The sequence below is a fragment of the Rhizobium tibeticum genome, from assembly GCF_900110205.1.
Lineage (GTDB): Bacteria > Pseudomonadota > Alphaproteobacteria > Rhizobiales > Rhizobiaceae > Rhizobium > Rhizobium tibeticum.
Genome location: NZ_FOCV01000006.1, coordinates 83,688 through 109,394 on the forward strand (window position 1 = coordinate 83,688; position 25,707 = coordinate 109,394).

The 25,707-nt window shown below is 58.4% G+C and carries 22 protein-coding genes; 8 read left to right on the forward strand and 14 right to left on the reverse strand.

The annotated features are described in order from the left end of the window. Positions 1-48 precede the first annotated feature (48 nt). The gene (locus BSG20_RS08710; protein WP_072373611.1) at positions 49-1,308 is read right to left on the reverse strand and encodes an ABC transporter substrate-binding protein; all 1,260 of its coding nucleotides are present in this window, start codon (positions 1,306-1,308) and stop codon (positions 49-51) included. Positions 1,309-2,054: 746 nt separating this feature from the next. Here BSG20_RS08710 and BSG20_RS08715 point away from each other — a divergent pair. From BSG20_RS08715 to BSG20_RS08730, 4 genes are all read left to right on the forward strand, one after another. Then, positions 2,055-3,677 carry a DUF1254 domain-containing protein gene (locus BSG20_RS08715; RefSeq protein ID WP_072373614.1) on the forward strand — a complete coding sequence of 541 codons (1,623 nt, stop codon included), beginning with the start codon at positions 2,055-2,057 and terminating at the stop codon, positions 3,675-3,677. Further along, on the forward strand, positions 3,655-4,191 hold the full coding sequence (locus BSG20_RS08720) for a DUF1214 domain-containing protein (RefSeq protein WP_280142177.1): 537 nt from the start codon (positions 3,655-3,657) through the stop codon (positions 4,189-4,191). Before BSG20_RS08715 ends, BSG20_RS08720 begins: the two co-directional genes overlap by 23 nt. A 241-nt stretch (positions 4,192-4,432) precedes the next feature. After that, positions 4,433-5,836, forward strand: coding sequence for an NfeD family protein (locus BSG20_RS08725; protein WP_072373617.1), 1,404 nt, complete (start codon positions 4,433-4,435; stop codon positions 5,834-5,836). Between the two features lie 27 nt (positions 5,837-5,863). Beyond that, positions 5,864-6,625 (forward strand): slipin family protein, encoded by a 762-nt coding sequence (locus BSG20_RS08730; protein ID WP_072373620.1) that lies wholly within the window; start codon positions 5,864-5,866, stop codon positions 6,623-6,625. A 327-nt stretch (positions 6,626-6,952) separates the two neighbouring features. On the opposite strand, the gene BSG20_RS08740 is transcribed toward BSG20_RS08730, so the two are convergent. The 4 genes from BSG20_RS08740 to paaG form a co-directional block, all read right to left on the reverse strand. Then, complete coding sequence (locus tag BSG20_RS08740; protein ID WP_072373626.1) at positions 6,953-7,549, reverse strand: TetR/AcrR family transcriptional regulator; 597 nt, start codon at positions 7,547-7,549, stop codon at positions 6,953-6,955. 106 nt (positions 7,550-7,655) lie between these two features. Then, on the reverse strand, positions 7,656-8,966 hold the full coding sequence (gene paaK / locus BSG20_RS08745; protein WP_072373629.1) for a phenylacetate--CoA ligase PaaK: 1,311 nt from the start codon (positions 8,964-8,966) through the stop codon (positions 7,656-7,658). Between the two features lie 33 nt (positions 8,967-8,999). Further along, entirely contained in the window at positions 9,000-9,449 is a 450-nt protein-coding gene (gene paaI, locus BSG20_RS08750; RefSeq protein ID WP_072373632.1) for a hydroxyphenylacetyl-CoA thioesterase PaaI, read from the reverse strand. Then, the gene (gene paaG, locus BSG20_RS08755) at positions 9,446-10,240 is read right to left on the reverse strand and encodes a 2-(1,2-epoxy-1,2-dihydrophenyl)acetyl-CoA isomerase PaaG (RefSeq protein WP_072373635.1); all 795 of its coding nucleotides are present in this window, start codon (positions 10,238-10,240) and stop codon (positions 9,446-9,448) included. Before paaG ends, paaI begins: the two co-directional genes overlap by 4 nt. A 103-nt stretch (positions 10,241-10,343) precedes the next feature. Between paaG and BSG20_RS08760 the strand changes: the two genes are divergently transcribed. Together BSG20_RS08760 and BSG20_RS08765 are read left to right on the forward strand one after the other, a co-directional pair. Next, positions 10,344-10,802: an aldehyde dehydrogenase family protein gene (locus tag BSG20_RS08760; RefSeq protein WP_244541291.1), complete on the forward strand. Its 459-nt coding sequence runs from the start codon at positions 10,344-10,346 to the stop codon at positions 10,800-10,802. A gap of 34 nt (positions 10,803-10,836) precedes the next feature. Beyond that, positions 10,837-12,870 carry a 3-hydroxyacyl-CoA dehydrogenase NAD-binding domain-containing protein gene (locus BSG20_RS08765; RefSeq protein ID WP_072373638.1) on the forward strand — a complete coding sequence of 678 codons (2,034 nt, stop codon included), beginning with the start codon at positions 10,837-10,839 and terminating at the stop codon, positions 12,868-12,870. A gap of 30 nt (positions 12,871-12,900) precedes the next feature. Here the strand turns inward: BSG20_RS08765 and BSG20_RS08770 are convergent, their stop codons facing one another. Next, positions 12,901-13,647 carry a CpsD/CapB family tyrosine-protein kinase gene (locus tag BSG20_RS08770; protein WP_029710243.1) on the reverse strand — a complete coding sequence of 249 codons (747 nt, stop codon included), beginning with the start codon at positions 13,645-13,647 and terminating at the stop codon, positions 12,901-12,903. A 136-nt stretch (positions 13,648-13,783) separates the two neighbouring features. Then, a complete protein-coding gene (locus BSG20_RS08775) occupies positions 13,784-15,238 on the reverse strand; it encodes a GumC family protein (protein WP_072373989.1) in 1,455 nt (484 codons plus the stop codon). A gap of 332 nt (positions 15,239-15,570) precedes the next feature. Between BSG20_RS08775 and BSG20_RS08780 the strand changes: the two genes are divergently transcribed. Further along, a complete protein-coding gene (locus tag BSG20_RS08780) occupies positions 15,571-16,887 on the forward strand; it encodes a polysaccharide biosynthesis/export family protein (protein WP_244541292.1) in 1,317 nt (438 codons plus the stop codon). Positions 16,888-16,918: 31 nt separating this feature from the next. Further along, the gene (locus tag BSG20_RS08785) at positions 16,919-18,451 is read left to right on the forward strand and encodes an O-antigen translocase (RefSeq protein WP_072373641.1); all 1,533 of its coding nucleotides are present in this window, start codon (positions 16,919-16,921) and stop codon (positions 18,449-18,451) included. Between the two features lie 325 nt (positions 18,452-18,776). Here BSG20_RS08785 and BSG20_RS08790 read toward each other — a convergent pair whose 3' ends face one another. The 7 genes from BSG20_RS08790 to BSG20_RS08820 form a co-directional block, all read right to left on the reverse strand. After that, the gene (locus BSG20_RS08790; RefSeq protein WP_244551808.1) at positions 18,777-19,427 is read right to left on the reverse strand and encodes a hypothetical protein; all 651 of its coding nucleotides are present in this window, start codon (positions 19,425-19,427) and stop codon (positions 18,777-18,779) included. 649 nt (positions 19,428-20,076) lie between these two features. Continuing rightward, complete coding sequence (locus BSG20_RS08795; RefSeq protein WP_072373644.1) at positions 20,077-21,255, reverse strand: DegT/DnrJ/EryC1/StrS family aminotransferase; 1,179 nt, start codon at positions 21,253-21,255, stop codon at positions 20,077-20,079. Further along, the gene (locus BSG20_RS08800) at positions 21,252-22,226 is read right to left on the reverse strand and encodes an NAD-dependent epimerase/dehydratase family protein (protein WP_072373647.1); all 975 of its coding nucleotides are present in this window, start codon (positions 22,224-22,226) and stop codon (positions 21,252-21,254) included. The genes BSG20_RS08795 and BSG20_RS08800 overlap by 4 nt, the downstream gene beginning before the upstream one ends. Before the next feature lie 3 nt (positions 22,227-22,229). Further along, positions 22,230-22,940 carry an acyltransferase gene (locus BSG20_RS08805; RefSeq protein WP_072373650.1) on the reverse strand — a complete coding sequence of 237 codons (711 nt, stop codon included), beginning with the start codon at positions 22,938-22,940 and terminating at the stop codon, positions 22,230-22,232. Beyond that, positions 22,930-24,036, reverse strand: coding sequence for a DegT/DnrJ/EryC1/StrS family aminotransferase (locus tag BSG20_RS08810; protein WP_072373653.1), 1,107 nt, complete (start codon positions 24,034-24,036; stop codon positions 22,930-22,932). The genes BSG20_RS08805 and BSG20_RS08810 overlap by 11 nt, the downstream gene beginning before the upstream one ends. Further along, positions 24,033-25,070, reverse strand: a complete 1,038-nt coding sequence (locus tag BSG20_RS08815; protein ID WP_072373656.1) for a Gfo/Idh/MocA family protein — start codon at positions 25,068-25,070, stop codon at positions 24,033-24,035. Before BSG20_RS08815 ends, BSG20_RS08810 begins: the two co-directional genes overlap by 4 nt. Beyond that, the gene (locus tag BSG20_RS08820) at positions 25,067-25,573 is read right to left on the reverse strand and encodes an acyltransferase (protein ID WP_072373659.1); all 507 of its coding nucleotides are present in this window, start codon (positions 25,571-25,573) and stop codon (positions 25,067-25,069) included. The genes BSG20_RS08815 and BSG20_RS08820 overlap by 4 nt, the downstream gene beginning before the upstream one ends. Positions 25,574-25,707 lie beyond the last annotated feature (134 nt).

A 25,707-nucleotide genomic window follows, 5' to 3' on the forward strand; every position in this document is an offset into this window, starting at 1 on the left:
CGCAGTAACGGAGCGGCGTCCGAAAACCCCGCTCCAAATAGCAGTTGCCTAGTAAAGGTTCGTAATCCGTGAGACCGCCTCCTGCGAGCTCTTCAGAGCCTCTTCCGGCGTGATCGTGCCTGCGACCGCCTTGGAAAGCTCGATGCCGAAGGCATTCTCGATCTCTGGCCACTTCGGGTGACGCGGACGGGGCGTCGAGGCCTGGATCGCCTCCATCAATACCGGATAATGCCGGAACTTCTCTTGCGAGGTCAGTTCCGGGTCGGTGAAGACCGAGGTCCGGACAGGCGGATTGCCTCGTAGGGCCGAAACCTTGATCTGTTCGGGCGAGGTCGCCCACATCATGAAGTCGAAAGCTTCCTGCTTATTCTTGGAAGCCGACATGATGCCCATGGTCCAGTGGCCGATTTCCGAGCTGCCCGGTTTCGTTCCAGCAGGAATGGGACTGTAGGAGATCTTGCCGACCATCTTCGATTGGGTCGGATCTTCAAAGGTCGCAACGTAGTTCGGCCAGTTGATCGATGAAGCAGCAGTACCGGCGGCTAGCGCGGTGCCAACCTCGTTGGCGTTGTAGCTCTCCACGCCCTTCGGCGAAACATCGCGCAGCGCCATGAATGTCTTCATGGCAGCGGCCCCTTCAGGCGTGTCGATCGTTACCTTGGTTCGGTCGGCGTTGAACATGTCAGCGCCATAGGACCAGAAGATCGGCATGAAATCGGCAACCACCGGATTTCCCTGGCCGCCTCGGAAGACGTAACCGAAATAGCGGCCACCGCCGTTTTCCGTCAGCTTCTTGCTCGCCTTCAACACGTCGTCCCAGGTCTTTGGAGCATCTACGCCAGCTTCCTTGTACTTGGCAGCGTCATAGAAAAACATCTGCGCATTGCCCACATAGGGCAGACAGACATAGGGTCCCGTATTGTAGGGATTGCGGCAGACCGCCAGCGACTTCGAAAGGAAGTCACTGTCAGGCCCCTCCATTCCGGCCTTCTTGAAGTAAGCGGTCAGATCCTCCAGATGTCCGTTCTCGGCGAAAAACGGAATCCACGGATCGTCCATGAGGATAATGTCGAAGACACCGGACTTGGTCGCGCCGGCATTGGCGCCTTGCTCGAACACGTTGGCATAAGGCGCCTGTACAGCCTCCACCTTCGTGCCCTTCAACTTTCCGTAGTCGTCGGCAGCGGCCCTGAGACCGTCGCCCTCGGTGCCCGATGGCACGAGGATCGTGATGTCGGCCCATGCGGCGCCGTTGATCGCGAGTGCGGACGTCGCAATAGCCAGGGTGAGAAACAATCTGCGAAGCATTGTACACCTCTCATTCCGAGATGTTATCTTGAGGCCTCTTTATCGGGGGCTTCACCCTTTCCGGCATAGCGGAAACGCTACCTCGACACCCAGGCGAACCACTCTGCGAAAAGTCGAAACGTCGCCCGGCATCTCATCCTCGAGCGAGTTGCAAATTCTATCACATCGGGAGCTATATTTAGAGTGGCTGTATTAGCATTTTCTTGATTTTTGCCCTGGTAGTCATCGCAGTTATTGGGGTCGGTTTGCCGCCGCATCAGGTAGCAAAGACCACCAAAAGCGGCTTACACATCTGAATTGGAAGAGCGATCAATTCCAGCCAAACTTCCGGGACTGCCTCCTGGCCTTGATCGCGCTAGTGGCAGCCTTGCGTGTGAGCCGTCGTCGGGCTTCGTCCGGAAAGCCACTTCCGGACCTTTGCCCTTAGTGCCGCGAAGTCGCGTCTCGAGCCTAATGCAGAAGTTCCGCTGATCCCCGCAAACTCTCGCTAACGGCCTTACGCGGACCTGTGCGTGGGAGGCAATATTCCAAGCGAAGTTCGATAGCAGCCGTATGTTACTGTAACGTACTTGCCATTTCTCGATGCCGTGGGAAGATGACGCTGCAAGTTCTGCGAGCAAGCTGATTGTGAGCTGCAGCCGCCAATACTGTGCGAAAGATATAGGTCCCGTCCGTGTTGTTTTGGGGCATGAAACGTGCATGCGCAGTCCGTTCCAACCTAGAAGAATTATAGTGGAGGGAATGACATGGCATCGACAGCAAGCAGCCTTTCCTTTTTGGTTTTTCTCCTCGCGACAACTGGTCTCAATGGCGGAAGCATAGCCTCCGCCCAGACTGCTGCTGAAATTCCCCCGGCGATCACCACGCCGGACAAGGTCGAGACGCGCATTGGCACGCTCGACTTCAAGGACGGCATGCCGAGCAAGGAGACCATCGCCAAGGTCTATGACAATCTGGACTTCACGCATGCGTTCGAGGCGTTCGTGAACACCCTGCAAGGAGTCAGCATCCACGCCCTCCACAAGGGCTTTCTGAGCATCGGGGTCAAGGATAACGAAGTCCTTGTCTTCTCCGAACTGATGGATGCCAAGTCGCTGTACCTGACTGCCAATGCGGACACCGTCTACTACATGGGCATGCTCGACCTGACCAAGGGTCCTATGGTGCTCGAGGTGCCACCCAAGGCGCTTGGCGCGATTGATGACTACTGGTTCCGCTGGGTCGTCGACATCGGGCTGCCTGGGCCTGATCGCGGCCAGGGCGGGAAATACCTCATTCTGCCGCCCGGCTACGATGGTCCGCTGCCTGATGGATTCAATATCGCCCGCGCCCGGACCAGCCTCGTCATATGGTTCGCTCGCTCGTTCCTGGAGAACAACGATCCGAAACCGGTGGCCGAATCGATCAGAAAGTTCACAAAGGTCTATCCATACGAGGCCGGCGGCGTTGGCACCCCCATCGCCGACTTTCTGAGCGGCAAGGCTAAGCTTGGAAAAGTCACGCCACCGTCGCCGACCGTGTTCCATGAAGGTACCGGCAAGGTGATGAACACCATCCCACCCAACGACTTCAGCTTTTACGAGATGCTCAATGAGGTCGTGCAGCAGGAGCCTGCAGGGTCACTCGATCCCGAGTTGATGGGCCCGGTCGCCGCCATCGGCATCATCAAGGGCAAACCGTTCGCACCGGATGCGCGGATGAAGAAGATTCTCGCCGAAGCGCTTGCGCTCGCCAATGCCACCTCGCGCACCCTGTTTATGGCACCTCGCGATCCGGCTTTATACTACTACCCCGGTTCGGGTTGGCAGAACATGCTGTTCGAAGTCGGCTACGAGTTCGAGACGCCGATCCCGCTGGTGACGCCCGAGGGCGTCAAGCCATTCCCGCCCACCGGCTATCGCACGCTCGACGCGCGGACGGACTTCTTCTACGGCGTCACCGGGATCACGCCCGCGATGGCCATGCGGCTGCCCGGCATCGGCTCGACCTACTTATGGACGATGGTCGATGCAAACAAGGAGCCATTCGACGGCGGCAAGACCTACAAGGTGACGTTGCCGAAGGACATCCCGCAGGCGAACTTCTGGTCGTTCACGCTCTACGACAACATGTCGCGCTCGATGCTCGACACGCCGCAGCGCTACCCGCGCGCCGGCAGCCAGAGCTTTCCGTCGCCGGCAGCCGAGGCGGCGGCCGACGGCACGACGACGGTTTACTTCGGCCCGACGCAACCAGCGAATGTCAAACGAGGCAACTGGATTCAGACCATGCCCGGTAAAGGTTTTATCCCGTGCCTGCGGCTCTACAGCCCGCTTGAGCCGTTCTTCACCAAGTCCTGGCGGCCGAGTGAGGTCGAAGTCGTTAAGTAGTCAGCGAGCGAACGCGATAGCATCGTGTCAGGGATCTGCTACCTCCTGGTCGATCCGTCCATCCTCGATTTCGAACGGCTGTTCGCGGGACTACGTCCTGCACTTCGACAAGAGAGAATTGCCACCAGTGGACGCTTTCTGGTCCGTCACTGCCTACGACAGCGACGGGTATTTCATTCCGAACCCACTGAAGCGGCAGGCGATCGGTGATCGCGACAAGCTCGTTGCCAACGCCGACGGGTCTGTTGATCTGTATATCCAAGCTGACTCGCCTGGCACCGAGAAGGAGAGTAACTGGCTCCCGGTTGGAAAAGAACCGTTCACTTTGTTGATGCGCCTCTATTCACGTCGGGAAGAATTCCTTGAAGGCAAATGGGAGCGCCAGCGGTCAACAGACAATAGTGCCGCTCTTGGGCGCTTTCAGGACCAAGACGTCGATGGCGCGTGCGCGGAGCCGCATTACGCGCCGTTGCTAAAACTACCCAACACGAAAATCGGCCCGAATTGTCCTTAGATTCAAGTAGGCAGGCCACGTTTGGTGGTTTTTGCTACGCAATGCCGGTTTTAGCTGTCTAATGAAGGGGTAGCGGCAACAATCGGGATTGCGCTCGAGAGCCCATCTGAGGCTTGAGGCGTCGCATCCTCGAAAGCGAAGCTGACCGTACGAGCGAAAGCTTGAGCGTTGCGTTCGTCTTTGGGCGCGCCCCTTGGACGCTTTCCTTTCACTTTGTGATTTCTGACATATATTAGAAATCATGAGCGTTCCGCAGGTGGTAGCGCTGAGCTTAAGGTGTTGGCGGTGGCTACCGCCAATCCTGATCTCGTTGTTCTCGCTGCTCTCAGCTCTGGGCCCGACGACCCTGCTGGCATCGGAATCGAAGCGCGCGGCTATAGTCCTGAAGGTGAACGGCGCCATCAGTCCGGCGGCTGCCGACTATGTGATGCGAGGCCTTCAACGTGCCGGCGAACGTGGCGCGGGCCTGATTGTCCTACAGATCGACACACCAGGCGGTCTCGACGCCTCCATGCGGGAAATCATTCGCGCGATCCTTGCGTCGTCCGTGCCTGTGGCAAGTTTTGTGGCACCGAGTGGGGCGCGGGCGGCCAGCGCTGGCACCTATATTCTCTACGCAAGCCACATCGCGGCAATGGCGCCAGGCACCAATCTCGGCGCTGCGACACCGATCGCACTTGGCGGAAAGCCCTTCGGCGGCGAGCCGGAGCCCAACAAGGACAATCCGAGCGGAAAGCCGCCGCAGCCTCCCCGCGACGCCAGCGAAGCGAAAGCTATCAACGACGCGGTGGCTTACATTCGAGGGCTTGCGGAATTGCGCAATCGCAACGCCGACTGGGCAGAAAAAGCAGTGCGCGAAGCTGCGAGCCTTTCATCGACCGCTGCCGCGCGCGAGCACGTCATCGATTTCACCGCAGCTACCGTTGGCGATCTGTTGACCCAGGCCCAGGGACGCATGGTACGGGTCGGTCAAACAGATGTTCGGCTCGATACCGCCGGTCTTGTCGTGGAGGAATTCCAGCCGGATTGGCGAACGCGCCTACTTTCCGTGATTACCGATCCAAACATCGCAATCATCCTCATGATGGTCGGAATCTATGGCCTGATCTTCGAATTTTTTGCGCCTGGGACAATGCTTCCCGGCACGATCGGTGGCATCTGCCTCCTTCTTGGTCTCTATGCTCTGGCGTTGCTGCCGGTGAGTTTCGCCGGCATCGGGCTGATCATCCTCGGCGTGGGGCTGACGGTGGCAGAGGCGCATTCGCCAACGTTCGGCGCGCTAGGCGTCGGCGGCGGTGTGGCCCTGGTGCTCGGCGCAACCATTCTGTTCGACACGGATATACCCGGCCTAGAAGTTTCCTGGCCCGTACTAGGTGCGATCGCAGTCGCCAGCCTCGTTTTCAGCCTTGTCGTTGCCCGCCTCGCATTCACCTCGCGCGGGCGCGAGGTCGCCACGGGTGCAGAGCAGATGATCGGGATTTCGGGAAAGGTTGAGAGCTGGGCCGGGGCAAGGGGTTACGTCATCGCGCATGGCGAGCGGTGGAAGGCGATGTCTGCCGAGCCACTCGCCGCTGGTGACGGCGTCACGGTGACCGGCCGGAACGGGCTGACGCTCGAAGTCGCACGCAGCCTGCAGGAGATCTAACGGCCTTAGGAAGCAGGAGAAGAAGAAATGGGTATGTTTGCAGATCTCGCCTTCTATCTTGTGGCGATCCTTATCTTGCTGGCCATCGTCGCATCCGCGGTCAAGATCCTCCGGGAATACGAACGCGGCGTCGTTTTTACACTTGGCCGCTTTACCGGCGTCAAGGGACCCGGCCTGATCCTGCTCGTCCCCTACGTCCAGCAGATGATACGAGTCGATTTACGCACGCGGGTACTCGATGTCCCCAGCCAGGACGTCATTTCTCACGACAACGTCTCGGTGCGCGTCAGCGCGGTGATCTATTTCAGGGTCATCGATCCCGAGAAGTCGACGATACAGGTCGAGGATTTCATGATGGCGACAAGTCAGCTTGCCCAGACCACATTGCGCTCGGTACTCGGCAAGCACGACCTCGATGAGATGCTGGCCGAGCGCGACAAGCTCAACTTGGACATTCAGGAAATCCTTGACGCCCAGACGGATGCGTGGGGCATCAAAGTTGCCAATGTCGAGATCAAACATGTCGATATCAATGAATCGATGATCCGCGCAATTGCCCGCCAAGCGGAAGCAGAACGCGAGCGTCGCGCCAAGATCATCAATGCCGAGGGCGAGCAGCAGGCCGCAGCGAAGCTACTCGAAGCGGCCGAAATCTTGGCCAGGCAACCGGAGGCTATGCAACTTCGCTATTTGAGCACTTTGAACGTCATCGCCGGTGAGAAGACTTCGACGATCTTATTCCCCTTTCCGATGGAGCTCGGCAATCTACTGCCCGTCAAACCGAAATGATGAACCGTTTAGGTCCAGGCAGCATCCGTTATTGCTATCTTTTGCTGCGATCTAGCGGATAGCTCCCTCCGGTCAGCAGCTGCATCGCCTTAGGGCAATTGCTCATTGGAAGGCCGCCACCAGCGTAACCGCCCGATCCAGGCATCTGCCCAAAAGGCTTCCAGCGGAATATAACCTGGCATCACCAGAAGCGTTACGGTCGGATCGCCGACAAGGGGCATCGGCGAACTCAGCGAGAAAGAGATCGCCGAGAAGCGCCGGGGAGCCGGGATACGATCCATCCATTGATGCTGGAGCAGCTGAAATTCGGCGATTAAGGCTTAGCGCTCAGCGTACCGCCTTGACGCCCTCGAGGATCAGGGTGGTGGCAATATCGGCATATTCGTCGCGGCTGACAGGACCGCCCGGTCGAAACCACATATAGACCCAGTTCATCATGCCGAAGAGTGACATCGTCACCGGCATCAGCAACGGCTTGTTCGCGTTGAGATCCGGATTGATCTCGATGATGGTGTTGGAAAAACGCTTAATGATCCGCCGTTCGATGGCACGCAGCTCGTCAAGTTGCTCTGGCGAGAGCGCGCTCGTACCGTTCAGCTGCACCTTGTGCTCGTTGTCGGCGCCGCGATAGTTTTCCAGTACCTGGCGAACGAGAAGCCGCAATCTTTCCTGAGGAGAGACGCCGGGTTTATCCGCGCCAGCAACGGCAGCTTCCAACTCTTCGAGATGGTTGCGAATGATATCGAAGATCAGGGCGTCCTTGCTCGGGTAGTAATGGTAAAGCAGGGCTTTGGAAACGTTGCTGCGCGAGGCGATGTGAGCCATGGAGGCTTTCTCCATCCCCATCTCTGCAAAGACGGCAGCGGCGCTGCTCAAGAGGCTGCGTTGTTTCTCTTCAAAGTCGATCGCGCGCGTTCGTGCCATATTACCCTGCGTTCCTGTTCTTCCTCCGCGCCCTCCACGCGACGAGCTTTCGACAGCTCTTGTTCGGTGCTTCCCGGAACGTCACCACGCCGGGAAGCAATCGGCTTCATTCCTTCGGCCTGTTGTCGACGACCCGCTTGGCCTTACCCTCGGACCGTGCGACTCCACCCGGGTCGCGAATCTCGATCCTTGTGGTAACACCAACGACGCTCTTGATGTAGTGGGCAAGGGCTCTTGCCGAGGAAGCGCGCGCAATTTCGTCGGCGGCGCCAGGCGTGCACTCGACATGGACGGTCATCTGATCCATGCGGCCCGCACGGCTGAGCTCGATCTGGAAGTGGGGCGCGAGCCCCCGACATTTGAGGATCTGCTCCTCGATCTGCGTCGGGAAGACGTTGACGCCGCGCAGGATCATCATGTCGTCCGAGCGGCCGGTGATCTTTTCGATGCGCCGCATGGAGCGTGCCGTGCCGGGCAAGAGCCGCGTGAGGTCGCGCGTGCGATAGCGGATGATCGGCAGGCCTTCCTTCGTCAGCGTCGTGAAGACGAGCTCGCCCATCTCGCCATCGGGCAGAACCTCGCCCGTCGCTGGGTCGATAATCTCGGGATAAAAATGGTCTTCCCAGACATGCAGCCCGTCCTTGGTCTCGACGCACTCACTGGCAACGCCGGGCCCCATGACTTCCGAGAGGCCATAAATGTCGACCGCATGCATGTCGAAAGACTGCTCGATCTCCTGACGCATTGCGTTCGTCCAGGGTTCGGCGCCGAAAATGCCGACCGCCAGCGAGCTCTTGCGCGGGTCGATATCCTGGCGGCGGAATTCGTCGAGGATGGAGAGCATATAAGAGGGCGTCACCATGATGATGCGTGGCTTGAAATCCTGCATCAGCGTGACCTGCCTCTCCGTCATGCCGCCGGACATCGGCACGACGGTACAGCCAAGCCGCTCGGCGCCGTAATGGGCACCCAGGCCGCCGGTGAAGAGCCCATAGCCGTAAGCGACATGGACCATGTCGCCACGACGGCCGCCGGCGGCGCGGATCGAACGCGCCACGACGTCTGCCCAGATGTCGATATCCTTCTGCGTGTAGCCAACCACCGTCGGCTTGCCTGTTGTACCCGACGAACCATGAATGCGCGTCAGTTTCTCGCGCGGCACGGCAAACATGCCGAAGGGATAAGTGTCACGAAGATCCTTCTTGGTCGTGAACGGGAACTTCGCCAGATCGGCCAGCGATTTCAGATCCGACGGAAGGACGCCCACCTCGTCAAAGCGCGCGCGGTAGAAGGCGGAGTTCTCATAGGCGTGGCTCAACGACCATTTCATCCGATCGAGCTGGAGTGCTGCAATCTCATCGCGCGAGGCGGTCTCGATGGCGTCGAGGTCGCCGGGGCGGGGTGAGAGGTCTTCCATGTCTGTCTCCTCCAAGATGAACGGGCGGTGGCTTTAAGGCCGCTCCGGCAAAAGGGTGCCCTTGACGGTGCGCGAGTGACCGCGAAATTCGGCTATCTGCTCGCCGTTGTGATTGGTCACGTTGATGTCGTAGATGCCGCCGCGACCGCGCCGCGAAACCTCGCGCGCCGTTGCCGTCAACCGGTCGCCCGCAATGGCCGGTGCGATGTAAGTGACCGAACAATGTTGCGCGACGGCCCGCTGGTTGTAGGTGTTGCAGGCAAAGGCAAAGGCGGAATCGGCCAGCGTGAAGATATATCCACCATGGCAGGTTCCGTGACCGTTGGTCATCTCAGGCTTGATAACCATCGAGATCACCGCCACGCCCGGCGCTACCTGCTCCACGGCCATGCCGAGATGACGCGTGGCGTTATCCTCGCGCCACATCGCGTCCGCGCAGGCATCGGCAAGCTCCTGCGCCGTCAGACCGAGCGTGTCGGTCATTGTCCCCCAAACTCCGGCTTGCGCTTTTCCAGGAAGGCGGAGACGCCCTCGGCGTAGTCGGCGCTGCGTCCGGCCTCGCGTTGAAGATCGCGTTCGAGTTCCAGCTGCTCATCCAGCGAGTTGGTCGCGGCGGCCTGAATGGCACGCTTGGTCATGCCAAGGCCCCTTGTCGGCCCGGCGGCAAGACTGACAGCAAGCGCGGTGGCTTCATCAAGGAGTGTGGCATCTTCGACGACCTTCCAGATCAGGCCCCAGCTTGCCGCCGTTTCCGCGTCGAGCGGCTCGGCTGTCAGTGCGAGCGCCTTGGCACGCGCTTCACCAAGCAGCCGTGGCAGGCTCCAGGTCCCGCCGGAATCAGGCACCAGGCCGATCTTGGCAAAGGCCTGAATGAAGCGCGCCGAGCGCGCAGCCAGGGTGATGTCGCAGGCAAGCGCAATGTTGGCGCCAGCGCCGGCTGCGACGCCGTTCACGGCGCAGATGACGGGCTTGTCGAGTGTCCTGATGAGGCGGATCAGCGGGTTGTAGAAGAGCTCGATCGTGCGCCCGAGGTCGGGAGCAGCGCCGCCCTTGCTTGGATCGCGATCGCCGAGATCCTGCCCCGCGCAGAAGCCTCGACCAGCTCCGGTTAGCAACACGGCGCGCACGGACGCATCGTCATGCGCACGCTTAAAACCGGCGCGCAGAGCCAGATGCATTTCCTCGTTGAAGGCATTGAGCTTGTCGGGGCGGTTGAGGGTCAGCGTAAGGACGCCGTCGGCAAACGCCGATAGGACGGTGTCGGATTCGAACATGTTTCCTCCAGTTCCGCCAGGATCAGGCGGTTCATGGAAAAAACTCTTGCATAAACCGACCGGCCGGTCAATTATAAATCCAGAGCATGAGAGGACCATGTGAATGCACACCCTGTTTGCCCGCCACGAGCCTACACTTGCCGCAGCCCTGAAGGCAGCGCAGGAACGCGCCTACTGGTCGGCCTATCCCGAAGTCCCGAGTGGCAAGATCTATGGCGAAACCGCCACGGACGATGGTCTGTCCTCCTACAATGCCCGGCTTGGCACGCCCTTCGATCTGCCCGGTCATCCGGCAACGGTAACGGTTGGCACTGAGGTTTCGCCGTTCGGCCCGCCCCTCGGCATCACCTATCCGGCTGTGGACGCCATAACGCTGATTGAAGCCTCGAGGGCTGCGGCTCCCGCATGGGCTGCGGCATCAGCGGAAACGCGCGTCGGGATCTGCCTTGAAATTCTCGCCCGCCTCAATCGGATCAGCTTCGAAATGGCCAACGCCGTCATGCATACGACCGGGCAGGCGTTTGCCATGGCGCTCTTGGGAGGAGCACCTGATTGCCGATAATCGCATTCGCGAAGCTACCTGGGAATATGACATCATGACCGTGACCATCGAACGCGCCGGCGACGTCGCCATCGTCACCATCGACAACCCGCCCGTCAACGCCCTGTCGCAGGCGCTGCGGCAGGATTTGTGGAATGCGGCTGAGACGCTGGACGCCGATCCATCGGTGCGCGCAGTGGTTCTGATCTGCGAGGGGCGGACCTTCATCGCCGGTGCCGACGTCAACGAATTCGGAAAGCCCCCGACACCCCCTCACCTACCGGATCTCGTCGCACGCATCGAGACGGCAGCCAAGCCATGGGTTGCCGCAATTCACGGCAGTGCGCTTGGCGGCGGATTCGAAGTAGCGCTCGGCTGCCGTTTTCGCGTGGCGGTACCGTCAGCGAGCGTCGGCTTGCCCGAAGTCCGCCTCGGCATCGTACCAGGCGCCGGCGGCACGGTGCGGCTGCCACGGCTCGTCGGGCCGGCGCTTGCCGCGGAAATGGTCACAACCGGCACCCCGGTGGCCGCGCCGAGGGCCCGTTCGCAGGGTTTGATTGACGCGGTCGTCGAAGGTGATCTGGAAAAGGGGGCGATCGACTTTGCGCGCGCGGCCCTCGATCAGTCTCTTCCGCTTCCACTTCGCCAACGAGGTGTGCCCGCGGTGGACGCAGCGTTTTGGGAAACGAGCACGACGGCGGTTGCCGGCCGCGCTAAGCGCGAGGACGCGCCGCTGCGTGCACTCGCCTGCGTGCGCACGGCGGCTGAGGCCGATTTCGAGGCTGCAATGGCCTTCGAACGCCAGACGTTTCTCGAGTTGCGCGGCTCGTCCCAGGCTTCTGCCTTGCGCCATGTTTTCTTCGCGGAACGTGCAGCCCTGAGGCCGCCGGAGCTTGGCGGTGTCGAGCCCCGGAGGATCCGTTCTGCCGCTGTGATCGGTGGCGGAACCATGGGTGCAGGAATCGCGGCAGCCCTTTGCGACGCGCGATTGCCCGTCACGCTGGTGGAGCGTGACGAGGTTGCGCTCGAACGCGGCCTTTCCAACCTGCGCTCGATTATTGACGGTTTGGTCAAGCGCGGTAAGATCAGTTCCGAAGCCGCGGCCGAGCGGCTGTCGGCCGTAACGGGCACGACACACTATGGCCTTCTCGCCGGAGTCGACCTCGTCATAGAGGCGGTATTTGAGGATATCGACGTCAAGCGCGACGTCTTCAGCAGGCTGTCTGCAGTTTGCCGCGCTGACGCCGTGCTTGCCACCAACACCTCCTACCTCGATCCCGAAGAGATTGCGGCCGGCATCAAGCATCCAGAGCGCTTTGTCGGGTTGCACTTCTTCAGCCCGGCTCATGTCATGAAACTGCTGGAGATCGTGCCGACAGCTCAAACCACGCCGGCGACACTCGCGACGGGTTTTGCGCTCGCCCGCATGCTGAACAAGATTCCGGTGCGCGCCGGCATCTGCGATGGCTTTATTGGCAACCGGATCCTGAAAATCACCCGCGCCCAGGCCGAACGCCTGTTGCTGGCAGGCGCGACACCACAGGCGGTCGATGCGGCGATGCGCGCCTTCGGCCTGCCGATGGGGCCCTTCGAGGCACAGGACCTCGGCGGCCTCGACATTGCCGCCTTCCAACGCCGGGCGGCGCGTGCGCGCGGCGAGACCCCCTTCGCGCCAATCGCGGAACGACTTTGCGCGTTGGAGCGTCTGGGCCAAAAGAGTGGCGGTGGATGGTACGACTACGCAAAGGGCGACCGCACTCCACAACCCTCGGAAATCGTCGCCGGGATTATCGCCGAGGAAGGCAGCGCAAGGCCGCAGCGACAGTGGGACGAAGCCGGAATCATCGACTGCATCGTCTTGCCGATGGTCAACGAGGCCGCGAAGATCCTGCAGGATAAGGTCGCGCTCAGGGCAGCCGACATCGACCTCGTAGAAATCCACGGATATGGGTTCCCTCGCTGGCGGGGTGGTCTGATGCATTATGCTGAAGAGCGCGGACTGACAGAAATTGCTGTCAGGCTCAACGAGCTCGCGGCAGATGGTCTGGCCGAGCCGCCCTGCAATCAGTTTGAGCGATGGGTTGAATAGGGAGCAGGACTATCCGGGCCGCGGCTTGTCTCAGTAGCCGTATTGCGTCTGACTGTGTTGGCTCTTGTTGAGGACAACGCCTAACACGTTCGTCTTCTCCTGCAGGCTCTGCTCGCAAATATCCACTTCGCTCATCGTGCTTTGGTCGGAAGCAGCAACGAGGATGACGCCGTCTACATTCGGCAGGAAGGCAAGTACATCATCGGTCGACAGCATTGGCGGCAAATCATAGAGGATGACGTCCGGTTTTACCTCCTGACGCATCGCTTGTAGTGATTGAGATGCCGCGCCACTTTGAAGGAGTTCGGCCGAGAAGCGCATTGGCTGTCGGTTTGGCGCAATCGCGAGGTTGTCTCCGTATCGAAAGAACGTTTCGCGTAAGCCAGCGTCCCCCTTCAGGAAGCTCTCGATTGAGCCTGAATTTTTGATGCCAAGGGCCTTGCCGATCTGCGGGCGCCGTAGATCGAGATCGACGAGCACAGTTCGACAATCCCCCTGATTGGCCAGACTGAATGCGAGGTTCAGCGCAACGCAGGTCTTCCCGCACGAAGGGGTCGGAGACGTGATGGCAACCGAGGTCCACTTGTTCTCCCTAAGGAGACGCAGCAGCTTTGTGCGCATCATGTCAAAGGCAGCATGAGCCGGGGATGACCCGTTCAAAGTGATGACGCGATTGTTGGCAGCTGCATCGTGGTCAACAACAAGCGGGGGTAGTCCCTCCCATGCGCCTCGCACAATATCCAGCGGTTCCGGCAATGCCGGGCTCCGATCGTCCATCTCGGCAATTCCTCTACTGCGCGACGATCTGCCAACAAATTCCATTGCATTTCCTCAATCATTGCGTCGAAGCATGACGCTACTCGGGTTCACTTTTTGGCCAGCAGTCCGGGAAGACGGCAGTCATCCCACGACGTCAACGGTGGCTGAATATTCGCGTGACGCTATTGAGCTTCCTTTTCAATGGTGGCGTTCGGGTTTCGTAGGGGGTGTTGATGAAAGGGATCACCGCAAGTGGCTGCGCCTGGAGCATCTGGACCAATTCAGCCGGCCGGCGGATCGTCTTGTTCAGTATTTCAAGCAATGCGATGACTGCGAGACTCAAGCCAAGCCCTGCGAGGATGCCGCCAATAACGATGAGACGACGTTTCGATCGCAGTGGCTGTTGCGGTTGGGTGGCTTCCTCCAAAAGCGAGAATCGCCCGCCGTCAGAACGTGCCTCCATCTGCTGACCCAACGAGGCTTCTGCCCGTTTGGCAATTGCCGTGTTGTACTGCGTTTGCGTATTCGCAAGCGTGCGCTCAAGGGCGTTCAGTCGAATATCGGTGGCTGGCGTGGCGCGGATGGATTGCGTCAGTTCTTCAATCTTCCCTGTTATCTGCGCCCGCTCCTGTTCGATCGCTTCAATCCGCCTGTCCACGTCGGAGAGCTGAAAATCAAGACCCGATGGCGCCTTGGTGTCGCCACCCTCTTGCTTCTTGGGGACCACCTTGCCGCGCAGTGCGGCGATGCGCGCCCGCAGCGCGACTATGTTTGGGCTCGTTTCCGAGAATACCGTAAGCTGATCGGAAAGGGCCTTGTTCAGATCGAGCAGCATTTGTTGTTCCGCAGTCAAAGGCTCGCCGGTGGGATATTTGCCGGTGACCATGTAGGTTTCAACCAGGAGACTGCGTCTTGTGCGAAGATCCGATTGCTCCCGCTCGAGCGATATCAACCGTTCCTGCAATGAGCTCTGCTGTGTGCGACGAAACCCGAGGCTTTCGGGAAGCGTTTCTCTGTTTTCGTTCTTGAATTTCAGGAGTTCCGCCTCGATACGAGCAAGGTCGCCATCCAGTCTTTTCACCTCGTCGTCGAAGAACTCCAGAGTATTTCCTGCCCTGTCTGTTCTTTGTTTCTGATTGCTGGACAGGATCGATGTCGCAAGCTCATTGGCGACCTGCGCTGCCAGGAGCGGGGACTTGGCCTCGAACCCAATCGTGAATACCGATGCACCGTCGCCGCCGCTCAATTCTGTTTCTTCAAAAATGATGCGGGAACGCATGTTTTTTACAAGGTATTCGACCGGCGGCTGTTCCTTTTCGCCGGCGTAGATGTCGAGCTTTGCTGCGAGTTTGACAAGATTGTCCCGCGTCGTCACCTGCTGCTGGATTATTTGCAACTGGCCCATCGAACTGGTCTGGACAGTGGACCGGACAAGGTTGACGGGGATCTGCGGCGCCTCGACCAGGATCTTTGCCGACGACTGATAGGTGCGTGGCTGAAATACCGCAAAAATAAGCGCCAGAACCGTAGTCGCTGTTACGCACAGCAGGATATACGGCAACCTCCGTCGAAGAATTGAAAGGTAAAAGCGGACATCGATGTCACCCATTACGAATATATCCGAACTTGAAAACTCGAGCGGCGTAGTGCGAGGTGTCATCTTCGACCAGATTTGAAAGGCATGATAGTTGGTCGATAGTGTATATGGCATGGTCGTTTGCTAGTCCATTTGGGTAGCTTTCAATCTTGCCTTGCCGTCATGTCTCGTTACTGATTCCAGTCAATCAATTCTTTTGAGCATCGAGAAGACTAACTCCTATTGATTACTTTTGGCATATTGCCCCGAAAGATGACGATACCGTAGGATGAAAGAATAAAATCGTCGCTGTACGAGACAGCACCCACGGCAGCTCCTGCTTCAGCTCGAGGTGTCGCGAAATCTTGTTGGAGCGTTACATGATATTGCACACAGGTTTCGACAAGCTTCCGCGCGCTGTCCCACGGCTTGTTGCAACTGCGAGTGCTTTGCTGTTTGTCCTGAATGTCGGCGCAGCCCTCGCCTCCCCAATTTTCCCCAACACGAAGATTCGGCTGACGCTTGTCCAGTGGATGCCAACGAAGGGAAGTTACGAGCAATGGGCTGCCGTGGGGGGGGAATATACAGTCTCGGACCAGGGGACAATCATTGTCCCACTGCTTGGCGCCGTGTCCGTTGAAAACAAGGACGAAGCGGCTCTGGCATCGGACATCTCCAAAAAGCTGAAAGAAAAGATCGGGCTGGTCGACGAGCCGGCCGCTACCATCGAAATCCTGAAATACCCACCGATCTATGTCGTGGGCGACGTCAAAAATCCCGGCGAATATGAATTTCGAAATGGGATGACGGTTCTTCAAGCCTTGGCGGTGGGCGGAGGCCAGATCCGGGCACGGGATGCGACCGAAAGCCCACAAGCGGTTTTCAAACTGGTCGGCGATGCAAAGGAGATCGATGACTCGATCATGCGCTGTGCCGCAAAAATTGAGCGCCTGGAAGCAGAAATGGCGGGTCAGACAACGTTCCGATCCAAACAGAAACAATCGGACGATGGCGATGGCGCTGCCGTATACCAGCAGGAAGAGGCCATATTCTCGGCGAGGGCAAACGAGCTTACGAGGCAGACGAAATCATTGAATGCGCTTCGCGATCTCCTCTCAAGCGAGATCAGCGTGCTTGAAGTGAAGATAAAGAGTACGGACGCAAACATAAACTCAGCGCAACAGCAGCTCAATAGCACCATTGCCCTCATTGAACGCGGCGCACTTGTCGCAACACGACAAGCAGAAGCCGAGCGCGTGATAAGAGCTTACCAGAACGAGCGCCTTGATCTTACCGTCCTGATAATGCGGGCCCGGCAAAGCATCAGCCAGACGACGCGTGATCTTGAAGGACTTGCAGACAGAAGACAGACAGAAATTGCTTCGGCTTTGCAGTCGGAGCGCGCCGTCATGAGCAGTTTGCAGGTTAAGAAGATCACAACTCAGAAAGTGCTTATGGAAACCCTGGCATCGGGCGCGTCGTTGGGGCCTGTTGGGAAACCAAAGCTTGAGTACACCGTCGTCCGCAACAGTGGTGGCAAGAGCACCGAGACACCCGCTTCCGAGGCCACGTCAATGGGGCCGGGAGACGTCTTGAAGGTCACCCTTATCGCAGCGTCCCAAACACCTGCGCCAATATCGCCGGATATGTCCGCATCGACACCACAGGGCGTCGGCCAATGACCTGCGTATTTATCATTGCGAAGCAATCTCAATGAAACCTGGTTCTCTAAATCCGACGCCCACTACCCTTCCCAGCGGTCAAGGTAGCAAGAGTTACAATCAGATCATCAGGTCCACCATGCTGATCGGTGGCTCGTCCGTCATCAATGTGGTGTTCTCCATCGCCCGAAACAAAGCCATGGCGCTGCTTCTCGGACCCGAAGGCATAGGCATGATGGCGCTCTACAATTCAGTCGCAGATATCGCTCAGACCGTCGCAGGTCTTGGCATCAATGTTAGTGGTGTTCGGCAGATAGCGGCTAGTTCCCAGGATACCACGCGGATATCAGAGGTTGTCGCGGTGCTGCGCCGCGTTTCCATCATCCTGGGCTTGGTGGGAGCGGCACTCTTGCTTCTTTTTTCCGGACCTGTGGCAGAGTTCACCTTCGGAGATCGCCAGCATATGGTCGGCGTGATGATCCTGTCGCTCGCGGTGTTCTTTCAGATTGCAGCTGCAGGAAGAGGAGCGCTAATACAGGGTGTGCGCGACATTTCCAGTCTCGCCTGGTTGAGTGTGCTCGGGGGCCTCTTCAGTTTGGTCGTTGGGGTGCCGATCATTTATTTCCTGGGCTCGCGTGGGATCGCGATAGCACTCGCGGCAGCAGCTTTCGCAAGCTTCGTAGCCTCGTGGTGGTTCAGCCGGAGGATTGATATCCCTAGCGTCTCTCTGTCAGCGGGACGGGCACTGCAGGAAACGAGCGCGCTATTTAAGCTTGGCATCGTATTTATGGCGAGTGGCTTTTTGACGATGGGCAGTGCCTACGCCATTCGTCTCATCGTCTCGTCGGAAAGCGGGTTGCATGCGGCCGGCCTCTATCAGGCAGCATGGTCCTTGGGAGGCCTTTATGCTGGCTTCATCCTGCAGGCCATGGGAACCGACTTCTATCCACGCCTTACCGCTGTTGCCGAGGACAACGCAGAATGCAACCGACTGGTCAACGAACAGACTGAAGTGAGCATCCTATTGGCAGGTCCAGGTCTGATCGCAACACTGACGCTGGCCCCGGCGGTCATGGCGCTTTTTTACTCCTCGGAGTTCCAGGGGGCGGTCGAAATTCTGCGCTGGATTTGCCTTGGAATGATGCTGAGAATTGTGGCCTGGCCGATTGGATTCATCGTACTTGCCAAGGGCGCTAAGGCGATTTTCTTCTGGTCAGAAGTCGCCGCGACCGTTGTTCATGTTGGACTTGCTTGGCTGTGTGTGCCTAAATTCGGCGCTGCAGGGGCAGGCTTTGCGTTCTTCGGCCTCTACGTTTGGCACGGCATCCTGATATATTGTGTTGCGCGACGCTACACGAATTTTCGCTGGTCACCGGCCAATCGCAAACTGATCATCGCCTATCTTCCGATATCAGGATTGGTGTTTGGCGCCTTCCAGTTTTTGCCGCTCTGGCAAGCAACCAGTCTCGGGCTGGCGATTGCGATCATGGTCGGCCTCTACTCCCTGAGGATGCTTGCAGGTCTGCTACCTGAACACGCGTTTCCGCGACTGATCCGGCCCCTTCTAAACATGCGAGGGGTTTGAGGCAGACCCGTCAGTCGCAATCATGCAGATTGGCAAACCCTTCTTCACGTCGCATCACCTTGCGACAACGAGGCGACTTTTCAGCGTTATACGCCTGAAATAGACTGGTCGTTGGCAACATCCACCAGGGATGGCTGCAATCAGTGACAAAGTGCCGGGCACTCGGTCCTGCGGCCGAGCAGAACACATGCTTTTTTGAGCGAGGAGCTTAACATCTTCCCGGCCGCTTCGACGGCGGCGGTGTATTGTGGCATTGTGGTCGCGGGCGACCTCGCCGATGATTTCTTCATGCGATAGATCGCATCCGTGCCAGGCGTTCAATGACCTAACTGGCGACACGTCCACCTATTTGCTGGAAGACTTTTGCTCGCCGCCACTCGCTGGCGAGCAGCACAATGACAATCCCAGCCATCTCCAGTATCCAGTACCATTTGAGGCCTAGGAAACGGCTTCTAAAGAAGCTGTCGAGATGATGGAAAGATGCCGCACGAATTAGCACGTACCCGAGCACAAACGTCGAGCCGACCAATGCAATCCACATCTGAATTGGAGACGATCTAACCCAGTAGATAAAGGCTGGTATAATGGCCAGGCACACAGCGGCAACGCTAACCACGAAATAAATTTGAACAGCCTGGCGTCGTTCATACCAGCCCTCCGAGTAAGCAAGCATGCGGCCAAGCTCTGTCATGCCAGACTGAAGGTCTAGCTGCTTATTTATGCCGAGAATGAAAAAGAATACTGAGATAATGCGCCAGATGCGCGCGTCGGATTTGTCGTTCCAATTTTGCCGACGGACGCACCCCATAGTCATCCAGCAGCTGACGCTGGCAAGCAAGTAGAGAGCGACTGTAACCCATCCACCGATCGTGGGGTCGCCAATGCCGGGGTGCCAACTGAACTCATAATTGTCTACCAACTCCCGACCCCCGAAAAGTGCATGCGTTTTTGAAGTGCCAATCTTCACGGTTTTCATCTTCGTCGGCAAGTTCGCCTTTTGGCGAACTGTTCCCAGCGCCGAAAAGAAACGAACGGGTGTCCGCCGGCTGCGTTGCTAGACGCCACTTTCCGAACGGTGGAGACTTCCGCGAACCCAACCAAACCGGGATGCGCTGCAGGTTTTGGAAAATCCGGACTTGGAAAATCCGGACAAGGATTCCACTGAATTTGGGACAGCGATTTCAATGTCTCACTATGGGGTGCATTCCACTAATCCCGGTAAATCCGGGACAAGGCTTCGGCACAAACGGCCGACCTTGGCCGACGCCGGTTCTTATTCTGTCTCTGATTTGAACGTGTAAAGCATGGGGCGATCCGATCGATTCTGAGACTGACGCACGAGCCAGATCGTCCGGCTCCCGCGATATCGGAGCGGATGAACATCAGCAAGACAATTGGCAAATACGCCGCCTAACTGTCAAATCGAACTCGATGCAAGAGAGCGCACTACCGTCGAGGAGATGTCGAACGCCATCCCTTGCTGTGCGCCAAAGGGGCGAAGTTGGTGTCGGCAATCGCCAGGTCGGGCCAGACAAGCCGGATCGTTTACATTGACTGGGGAATCCGGTCAGGCCTTTTCCCAGATCACTTCAGTCAGACGGCGGCCGCAAGCTGCAGGTGGGAAATCAACCCACCCGCTCAATCGCCAAATGGGGCGAGACAGAGGCCTGCACTGCCTCCACGACGCAGGTCACATCGCTCCCTTCCATCTGCGCAAACAGTGGCAGAATGATCGAGTGCTGCTGTGCTGCGACGCTTTGCTGAAGGCTCGTCACAACCCGGTGTGACCCAGGCTCGGAATAGGCGCCCTCGAGGTGAATGTTCATGATCCCACGTCTTGTCGAAACCCCTCGGTCAAGCAGCTCCTGCATGACATCGCGCTGATCCAAATATGATGCCAATTTGAGACAGAAGCTCTGCCAATTACTACGAGCCCAAGTGGGCTCGTTGGGCAGCTCGACATCCGCTGCCGAAGAAAGCTTCTCGGTGTAATGGCTTGCGATCTCGCGCCGCCGCGCGATGATCGCCGGAAGGCGCTTGAGTTGTTCTCGACCGACGGCGGCCTGCATATCGGTCATTCGATAGTTGTAACCAAGCTCGGGATAGGATTCGAAAATGACCTGCTTGGAACCGTGCCGTACGGCATCCGTGACACTCATGCCATGCTGCCGCCACAGGCGAAACTTTCGGTCATACTCGGGATTGGCGGTCGTCAGCATACCGCCATCGCCCGTTGTCACTACCTTACGGGGATGAAACGAAAAGCAAGCAATATCGCCATGGGGCTTGCCAATCTTTTCCCAACGACCCTTCCAGAGGATTTCGCTACCAGTCGCGCAAGCAGCATCCTCAATCACCGGGATGGAATGACGGGCTGCGATCGCAACAATACGATGCAGGTCGCAAGGCATTCCGAGCTGATGGACGCAAACGATGGCCTTGGTGCGGGGCGTGATGGCCGCTTCGATCAGGTCAGGATCGATGTTGTAGCCATCTTTCTCGATATCAACGAAGACCGGCACGGCGCCACAATAGCGGATCGCATTTGCGGTTGCGATGAACGTGTGGCTAACGGTTATGACTTCATCGCCAGCGTCGACCCCGACCGCCTTGAGAGCAAGGTGAAGCGCGGTTGTGCAATTTGAAACGGCGCATGCGTGCCTAGCACCAACAAAGTCGGCAAACTCTTCTTCGAAGGCAGCCACCTCAGGCCCTTGTGTAACCCAGCCCGATAAAATAACGCGTCGGACCGCCTCGACTTCATGCTCATCGAGAACAGGCTTGGCAACCGGAATCTGGCTCATGCCGCCTCTCCTGCCTTCACGCTTTTTTCCTGGCGCCACCACTCCACAAGATCACGCAGGCCCTCTTCCATTGTCACCTGTGAGCTAAAGCCCAGGAGCTCCTCGGCCTTGGCAGTCGAAGCAAGGCGTCGCGGCACGGCATTGACTTTGCGCGCCGGCCCAAATTGGGGCTCTAACGATGAGCCCATTACCTTGGTCAGCAGGGCCGCAAGCTCGCGAAGGCTCGTCTCGCTGCCGCTTGCCACATTGAAGACCTCGTCAGTCACATCGGATTTCGCAGCAAGCAGATTAGCCCGCGCAATGTCGTACACATGCACGAAATCCATCGTCTGCGTACCATCGCCGAGGATGATCGGCGGCAAGCCGCCGGCAATCCGTTCCATCCAACGGATCAGAACTTCCGTGTAGGCGCCGTAGACATCCATGCGGGGACCGTAGACGTTGAAGTAGCGAAGCGCCACGTAGCGCAGACCGTACATCTCCGCAAAGCTGCGCAGCAGACCTTCGTTGAAAGCTTTGGCGGCACCATAGATTGTACGATTGTTGTAGGGGTGATGCTCCTCCGTGGTCGGGAAGGTGTCGGCCAGTCCAAGGACTGACGCGGAGGACGCTGCCACAACTTTCGACACCCGTGCCTGCACCGCCGCTTCAAGCACGTCGAACGTCCCGCCTGCCAGAACGTCAAAAGCAAGCCGCGGCTCCTCAGCGCACTGCGTGATGCGAATGGCAGCTTGGTGGAAGACAACATCTATGCCATGGTTGAGCTCCTTGAGAAGCGCGCGATCCCTGATGTCGCCTTCGACGATCGTCACCGGCGCCTTGTCGACGGCGTCAGCGAGGTTCTCACGTCGGCCTCGGACAAAATTGTCAAGGATAAGTATCTCTTTCGGTTCCTCGCGAGCGACGAGATCGGCAATGTGCGAGCCGATGAGGCCGGCGCCGCCGGTGATCAAAATCCGTTTGTCCTTCATACTCTAACTCTCCGAATTTGGTTCGCTCGAATCCTGATCCGTTCGCCAGCGGAGGAATTTTGCAGGAACGCCGGCAACGACCGAAAAGGGTGCGACATCGTCAACGACGACTGCGCCCGCACCGACAATTGCGCCTTTGCCAATGGTCACGCCGGGAAGGATGGTGGCGTTGGTGCCTATGTCTGCCCATGCGCCAATGCGGACCGGCCTGATTTCGAGGTCGGTGCGGATAATCGGCATGTCGACTGGCATTGCAGTATGGCTCGAACCCAGGACCTTCGCGCCAGGGCCCCACCCGACATGATCTTCAAGCACGAGGTCACGCGCGTCAAAATAGGCTTGGGGCCCGATCCACACGTTGTTGCCGATCCGGCAGGTGCCGTCGAATCTGCCCTGAATGTAGGATTGTGCGCCGATAAAGACCCCCTCGCCGATCTCGAACGTTTCCGGATGCTTGAAACCAGCGCCGCTACCGACCTGCAAGCCGTTCCCGCAGGTGCGCGCCAGGCTTTTCCAGATCGCCTTACGCATGAAGCTGTCAACGAACCCATCGCCGGTCGCAAACCGTGCGTAGAGTTCAATGAGGCCTGCGGTGCCATACGTGCGCGTCAGCTCTTCGGCCAGCTGAACGACATAGTCGGGGTCCAAGGCGGGTTGCTGGCGCCCGTGCACGGCCAGGACAAGACGCACACCGGTGACGGGGTCAGCTGACATAGGCGTCCTGCTCCACAGCAGCGGCAATCTGATCGACTTGTTTTATTGTGAGCTCCGGATAGATCGGCAACGAGAGAACTTCACGCGCTGCGGCCTCAGATATCGGGAGATCTCCGGAACGATAGCCAAGATCGGCGTGCGCCTTTTGGAGATGGATTGGTATCGGGTAGTGGAGCCCGGTATGAATGCCCTCTGACCGCAACGAGTGCTGCAACCGCTCGCGGTCGTGGGTGCGCACGGCGTAAACGTGGTAGACATGACGACGATCCATCATCGCAATGGGGACGCGCACGGATCGCGAGCCGGCCAAGAGCTTTGAGTAGCGATCGGCGCGAACTCGTCGTGCTTCTGTCCAGGCTTCGAGATGTCGAAGCTTGATGCGCAGGATTGCGCCCTGGATTTCATCCATACGATAGTTGAAGCCCTTCATCGTGTGGTGATAGCGTTGTTCCTGGCCCCAGTCCCGTAACATTCGGATTTTCTTGGCATGCTCGTCGTCGTTAGTGACGACGATGCCCCCTTCGCCACAAGCGCCGAGATTCTTGCCCGGATAGAAACTGAAGCAGCCGGACACACCGATGCTCCCCGCCCGCCGTCCCTTGTATTCGGCCCCATGCGCCTGGCAGGCGTCCTCTATCACGGGAATTCCGTGCTTGTCGGCGATAGCCTTGATTGCGGCCATGTCGGCCATCTGGCCGTAAAGGTGGACCGGCATGATGGCCTTGGTCCGCGGTGTTATTGCAGCTTCGAGCTTGGCCGGATCCATCGTGAGCGTTGCCGGCTCGACATCAACGAAGACCGGACGGGCACCCGTGTAGCAAACTGCGGATGCGGTCGCGACAAAGGTGAAGGAAACGGTGATGACCTCGTCACCGGGACCGACGCCAGCAGCAAGCAAGGCAAGATGCAATGCGCTTGTACCGGTGTTCACCGCGATGGCATGCTTAGCATCACAGTAGGCGGCAAATTCCTCCTCGAAGCCGGCAACTTCCTCGCCAAGCACATAGTGGCCCGACGCGAGCACCCGCAATACGGCGGGCTCGACCTCGCTTCTGATGGAAGCATATTGGGCCTTGAGATCGAGAAGAGGTATCATGCAATCATCCTCGCCGGCTCGAGTTCGATGACACGCCCGCGCTGCGCGAGGGACTGGGTGGCAGCCTCAAGAATGCGCACAACCCGAAGTCCCGCATGGCCATCGGCGATCGGCTGGCTATTCGTGACGACGCAGTCGACAAACTGCTTGAGTTCGCGGCCAAGCGCTTCCGTCATATCGAGTTGAGGTGCATACATGTCACCCGTTCGATAGCCCACGCGCATATCGTAGACCTTCTCACCGTCAGCTTGCGGATTGCCGTTAAGCGTGATGCCCTTGTCGTAAACCTTGATCTTCTCGCTCGGCTCCAGGTCGTCGTAGACGATCATCTTGCTACTGCCGCCGATCAACGTACGGCGCACCTTGACTGGTGCCAGCCAATTGACGTGGATGTGGGCAATCATCTTACTCTCGAAGAAGAGCGTCAGATAGGCGATGTTCTCCGGTTCGCCCACGACATGCCCCATGCCTGTGGCCGAAACCGCCACCGGCTTTTCCGGCAGAACGTAGTCCATAATTGATAGATCGTGGACGGCGAGATCCCAGATGACGCTGACGTCGTGCTGGAAAAGGCCGAGATTTACGCGCACGGAATCGTAGTAGTAAATGTCTCCCAGACCGTTCTCGATGATTTCCCGCATCTTGCGGACCGCACCCGTGTGGATGAAGGTGTGGTCAACTGCGAGAATAAGGCGTCTTCGCGCGGCCTCTTCCACCATCCGACGAGCTTCTTCAGAATTCGAGGCCATCGGCTTTTCGACAAACACGTGCTTGCCGGCCATCAGCGCTTTCATTGCCAGCATGTAGTGCGCCGATACTGGGGTCGCGATGGCGACCGCATCAACGCGAGGGTCACGCAACACCTCGTCGAAGTCATCGGTGATCTGGACTGTCGGGTAGCGCAGCTGGACGCCTGCTAGGCGGTCCTTCTTGAGATCACACACCCACATAAGCTTTGCGCCAGGCGTTTCCGCTAGATTCCGGACCAGGTTCGGTCCCCAATACCCGTAACCGACGACGGCAACCCCAATCATCTTGCTCTCCCGGATGAAATGATTTCGACTGGCGCATCCTTTGCGCGGCCGATGATTCTTGCCGGCACGCCTGCTACAATTGCGTAGGCGGGCACATCCTTGGTGACGACCGCACCCGCGCCAATCTGTGCGCCCTCTCCGATCGTTACCCCCCCGACGATGGTGGCGTTGCTGCCTATCGACGCGCAACGCTTGACGAGCGTCGGCACGACTGACCAGTCCGCGTCGGACTGAACGCTACCATCCAGGTTGACCGCACGTGGATGCAGGTCGTTGGTGAACATCACGCCGTGACCTACAAAGACGCCGTCTTCGATTGTGACGCCTTCGCAAATGAAAGAGTGGCTGGAGATCTTGCAGTTTTCTGCAATCGAGGCATTTTTCTGGATTTCGACAAAGGTGCCAATACGCGTTCCAGCGCCAATGGAACAACCATATAGATTTACCAAATCCGGATGATGAATAACGACGCCGTCAGCCAAGGTGACGCTCGGTGCGATCATGTCGTTAAGGTCCCCTGCTAGATTAACTCAGAAACGTAGGAGCATCAGTGAGCCGGAAATTGCCTTTGCCGTTGCTTCACTATCGGCCCGTATAAAAAGACAACTTTGCCGCTCTGCAGTAAAGCGAGCAAAAA